This is a genomic window from Rhodococcus sp. EPR-134 (assembly GCF_001647205.1).
GTDB lineage: Bacteria > Actinomycetota > Actinomycetes > Mycobacteriales > Mycobacteriaceae > Rhodococcus_F > Rhodococcus_F qingshengii.
Genome location: NZ_LVCT01000117.1, coordinates 1 through 3,641 on the forward strand (window position 1 = coordinate 1; position 3,641 = coordinate 3,641).

The window sequence follows — 3,641 nt, forward strand, 5'->3', positions numbered from 1 at the left end:
ACGGTGCTCTGTCCTCGGTACACCGTGACGAATCGTAAAGTCGGTGGCGCGTCTGGTGGGAAGATCCCGATGTCGTGGAGAAGTTTGTAGAAGAGGTAGCGCGTTTTACCTCTCGAACATACGGCGAGCTCCGCCTGGCGAAGTTCGACGCAGTCGCCGACGGTGATGTCGGATAGGCCGCCGCCTTTGGACAGGATCAACATGGAGATCTGCCATCGTGCAGTTCGACCTTGCATTGCTTGGGCAGTCTCTGCACCGGCCGCGGCCTCCAGTCGTTCGAATCCTCTCGGATCTCGGCTGATTGCCGCCCAGTCGCGCCAGTAGTGCGACCGGTGCAGTTGGACCACGAAACGTAAATCGGGGCGAATCAGATCCGCGACGAACAATCCGATCAGGGCATGCGTCAGGACTGTGGGCCGAACCGATTGCACTCCCTGTTCGTCCATCCACGTTTCCGGTATCGAAACCCATCCGAGACCGTGTTCGGCGACGCAACTGCCGTTCCAGCGGCCTTGCCAGCTCTTTCCTGGAAACGAATTCAGCCACCGCAGAAGCATCCCCGCACCTCGGACAGCATCGCGCTGAAAGTTCTCGCTACCCGGAGCCCGGATCATGAGTGCTTCCACCCGCTTCAGTGCGGCCGCTCGGCCGAGTTCAGTCGTCTTCCACGACGATGGCACCACACGCGGTGGATACCGATCGAGGAGTGTGTCGATGACACTGCGATTCGCACCTTCGCGGGCATCGACGTTCAGGCTCCAACTGGCAGGCGCTTTGGAGACACGTGCAGAAACCATCAGCGTCGACCTCCGAAAAGTACGTCCAACACTGCCGGGTTGTAGCCCGGCGCTGGCGGTGCGTGCAGCGATTGGGTGTTGCCGGTGTACCGAGCATGGTGGGCTCGTACGTGCGCGAAAACTTCGTCGCGGCTCGTAATGGTGACGTCAGATATTCAAACTGTCGGAATGCCTGTCCGATTCGGTTGTTCGTCGGCTGACTTCGGCGGCGTAGGTGGCCCAGTCACCGGCGGAGAGTCGTTGCCACCTGACGGCTGCATCGGTGTTGATGCCCAGGGTGCGGGCGAGGATCGCGGCGGGGATTTCGGTAGCGAGCTGGAACAGCGCGGTGCTGCGGGCCTGGTTGGGACTGATGCCGAGCCTGTTCAGCTTGAGGGTCAGTCGGTCGGTGCTGATCGGCCGACCGGGTTGACCGCCAGGGAACAACCACGGAGAAGGCGTCAGGGCACCGATAGTGGCGTGGCCCTTGCGGTTTGCGACCGTGGTCCGGGCTAACTCGGCGACGGGTTCGGGCAGGTGGATGGGTGCGCGGCCGAGGTAGATGAGGGCACCACGATCGTCGATATGGAGGTGTTCGACGGTCAACCGGCTGATCGTCGAGGGACCTTGCGCATAGAGAAGCAGCAGCAGGCCCGCGAGGCGGTCTTCGGCTTTGAGGGTGTCGTCGTGCCGAAGACGGCGTGCGGTGTTCCAGCGGTGCTGCTCGTCGAGGGGATCGGTGGGTCCGTTCCAACGCTTGGCCGAGATGTAGACGGTGGTGAGTTTGTTGGCGTGAGCCCACCGGATGAAGGTACCGGTCTCGTAGCGGTAGGCGCCGGTATCGTCGGTGAGCCACTGATCGAGGTCGGCCTGTCGGCAGCTGTCCAAGGTGCGCTCGTGCCGATCGAGCCAGTCCAGGAATGCGACGGCGGCGCGGGCGTGACTGCGGACGCGCAGCGACTGCTGCCGGGAGGTGCGCCGACCGTTGTTGCGGTCGCGAAGACGCCTGACCAGATTCCAGACCACATAACGGTGCAGAACTTTCCGCCGATCCGAATCTTGTTGAGAAGCTATGAATTCGGTCAAGAACTGTTCGAGGCGGGCCATCTCCTCGTCGCGTTCGGGCAGGGCGCCGACGGAGACGAGCGTTTGACGCAGATGAGCCAGAGCTGGGCTGTCAGACAGCTCGTCGAGGGCCTCGTGCGTGAGCGGTGTTCGCCCGCCGGCGAGGTCCGACAAGACCGGGGCGACGGACTTCTTCGTCAGCCAGCGCATCGCGGTGATGTGGTGCTCGGTGGTGGCGATGTTGCGGCGCAACGCTTGTAGGCCCGGAACGAGACCGACTGCGGGACCCATCACCTCGTCGAGGCGCTTGTCGATCAGGCACCGTGCGCATTGGCCGGGGCGCGGATGGTCGGGATCGCTGCAGACGGGGCAGCTGATCCAGGTCGGTGGCGTGGTGCAGTCGGCGCAGAGCGGACGGTCCGCCGTGCCGGAAACGATGGCAGCATCACGGCCGCAGGCCGAGCACGCGGCCAACCGGCGCTGGCAGCCGGGACACCACGGCAGTCCTGTGATTCGCGATGTGCCGCAAGGTGTTTCCTGACCGCAAACACTGCATGTTGCGGGCAACAGTGTTGGACAGCTCCCGCAGAGCGGACCCTCTGGTGTTCGGGTGCAGACAGCGCGGCGGCGCCCGCAGTTGATGCAGGTTTCGAGGTTGTCCGGGTCGGTGATCAGGCAGTTCGGGCACAACGGTCGACCCTGGGGATCTCGGGTGGCGGGCTCTCGCCGTGCTCCGCAGCGTGAGCACTTCTCGATGCGGGAGTGTGCGATACACATCCGGCAGACCCGCATTCCGTTGAGCGGCTTGTCGATGCGTACCACTCGGTGACAACCGGGGCAGATTGGCCGGACGATCCCGGCAACACCGGCGCCGTGCAGCAGGTCGATCAGCCGTGGGATCGCGCGTAGCGGCGCGAGATGGCCGTCCCCGGTCAGCAACGCCGGGTGGGTCTCCAATGCCCACGCAAGCTTCTGCTGATATGCCGGCCGCGGCGCCGAACCACGGATGGCGATGGCGATCGTTTCCCGGTCGGCATGTGGATCCAATTCGGCAATGATCTTGTGGATCAACGTGATCGGGTCGCGCCCGTCGATGTCCGGGCACTTCCCGCATCGGGGCTCTCCAGCCCGGTCCCTCGAGGAGACCGGCCGGGTGTTCCCGCAGGCTGTGCACGGTTCGGTCGGCTGCTCGCAGACCGCGCAATACCAGTCCTGGCCGCGGCGCTGGAAAGTCCGCAGACCTTTGCCGCACTCGGCGCAACAGGGAGGTGAGACCGCCGAGGCGCCGGCTTTGCGTAGCGCGATGAGCAGGTCACCGACGGCCCGGGGTGCCGGGGATCGGCCGTCGGCCAACACTTCGGGACGCTCGACCAGGGCCGCCGCGAGGCGCCGCGATTTCGCGCGCCCGCCCGCGACGGAGGTGACCACGGTATAAATCTGTCCTGGGTTCATGTCCTTCTCGACGGCGGCGACCAGATCCGCGATCAGCCCGACCGGATCCGAGACGGCCCGCCCGCCCTGTCCGTCCGGGGTCACGACCTGTCGAGGCCGGTGACGCGGGCCCGCTTGGGCCGCAGATCGCCGACCCCTGCCTCGGAGCCAACTGCCTTCTTCCGCTTGGAGATTGACCCGGCAGCGGTGACGGGTTCGATGAGGTCTTCCATGGCGGCATCGAGGATATCGAGCAGGGCCATGAGGATTTTCAGGCTCAGCCGTTCGGGACGCTCGACGACGAGACGGTAGACCTGACTCGAGGACAACGTGATGCCGCGCCGCGCCAGAGGTTCGATGAGGTCGGTG

2 protein-coding genes and 1 pseudogene are annotated in these 3,641 nt (G+C 65.0%); all 3 read right to left on the reverse strand.

From position 1 onward, the window contains the following. Nucleotides 1–797 (reverse strand): annotated as a pseudogene (locus A2J01_RS05355) (site-specific integrase); the annotation flags it as partial. A gap of 147 nt (nt 798–944) precedes the next feature. Further along, a complete protein-coding gene (locus A2J01_RS05360; RefSeq protein ID WP_064112252.1) occupies nt 945–3,377 on the reverse strand; it encodes a hypothetical protein in 2,433 nt (810 codons plus the stop codon). Next, on the reverse strand, nt 3,374–3,641 hold a 268-nt coding region (locus A2J01_RS05365), incomplete at its 5' end, for a helix-turn-helix domain-containing protein (protein WP_064112253.1). The genes A2J01_RS05360 and A2J01_RS05365, both read right to left, overlap by 4 nt.